Source organism: Alteribacillus iranensis (assembly GCF_900113025.1).
Classification (GTDB): Bacteria; Bacillota; Bacilli; order Bacillales; family Marinococcaceae; genus Alteribacillus_A; species Alteribacillus_A iranensis.
The window spans coordinates 1-1,437 of record NZ_FONT01000017.1; the positions used below are offsets into that span (position 1 = coordinate 1).

At 40.1% G+C, this 1,437-nt stretch carries 1 protein-coding gene and 1 pseudogene; both read left to right on the top strand.

What is annotated here, in order from left to right; genetic code table 11:
- Nucleotides 1-376 (top strand): annotated as a pseudogene (locus tag BM095_RS16680) (hypothetical protein); the annotation flags it as partial.
- On the top strand, nucleotides 366-1,355 hold the full coding sequence (locus BM095_RS16270; RefSeq protein WP_218151640.1) for a hypothetical protein: 990 nt from the start codon (nucleotides 366-368) through the stop codon (nucleotides 1,353-1,355). The pseudogene BM095_RS16680 and the gene BM095_RS16270, both read left to right, overlap by 11 nt.
- Nucleotides 1,356-1,437 lie beyond the last annotated feature (82 nt).

The window sequence follows — 1,437 nt, forward strand, 5'->3', positions numbered from 1 at the left end:
TATTCGCTTGATGATCGAAAATGTTGTTAATCAGAAAACCGCTATTTTCATCACCTCTCATCAACTGAATGAGATCGAACAGGTGGCAGAAAATTTCATTTTTTTAGAGGACGGCAATATTTCAGCGAACGTAAACCTGGAAGAATGGAAATACCAATATAAAAAAATAAAGGTTACATTTAAGGACCCCCTGCCTAAAGAAGTCAAAAACGATACTTATATCCTTAATCATAGCGGAAAGGTTTATACCCTTTTAGTTCACACAGACAAAGTGAATCAAATTTCTTCATATAACCCTCCTTTATATACGGAACTTCCGGTCAGCTTAGAAGATATCTTCCAAGTCACTTCAAGGGGTGAGAATGTTGATACCTAAAACAGTAATAAGACAAGACATCAAGCAGACGTGGATGATTTTGGTTGGGCTCTTTATTGTACCGATTTTAGGTTTTCCTGTAAGTGCTTACCTTCGCATTGAACGATTAAATCGTTCTTCTGGGGCAAGTATAGAAACATACGCCAGCCACATTGAAGGAGTCTTAAGAGCTAGAGGATATTCCTTTTGGATGATCCTTTTCGTTATCCTCCTTGCAGCTTTTTTCCTTGGGTTAGAGAGGCGAAATGGCTTTCATGATTTGTCCATGACTTTTCCGTATAAGCGCTCTACGCTCTTTTTGTCTAAATGGGTGCTAGGAACGGGAGCTTTGGCGTTCTCTTATATAGGAAGTTTTTTGGTAGCTTACGCAATGTTTCTTTCTCATGGTTATGAAGAGTCTATTGCTGCTGCCGATCCCTGGCCGACCTTTCTAGCAACCTTAATTGGTCTAATAGGAATATTTACATTCAGCCTCTTTGTCGGGACGATAACAGGGAATATTTATTCGCAATTACTTCTCAGTGTCGGCTGCTTATACTTCCCAGCTGGGATTTTTTCTCTGGTTCGTGATTTTCTATACGTACACGGGGCCGAGAACTTGCCAAGCACTCCTTATTGGCTGGGAACTTTAACGATGCCGTGGTATGTTACGAACTTTATGAACCCACCACTTCTTTCGTACAGCTGGATTCCGCTTTTGGTCACGTTATTCAGTTTAATCATGGGAGTACGCCTATATGAAAAATCCCCCAATGAATACAATGGAGAGTTCCTGCTGTTTCCACGACTTTATCCAGCCATTCAGACAGGGGTTATATTGGGGGCGGGGCTTATCACCGGAGTTTTTTTAGAAAGAGTGCTTGGTACTGGATCTTTCTCGCTTCTTTTTTACTGGACAGGGTTTCTTTTAGGTGGAATAAGTGCCTACCTATTAATTAAGATACCTTCAAAAGATAAAAAATCATCAACAGCGGTATAATGGGCAAAGCAGATAATTAAAATCCAAAAATTTCCTGACTATCCAGTCGGGCACAATGTCTCCTTTTATAAAATTTTGCTGA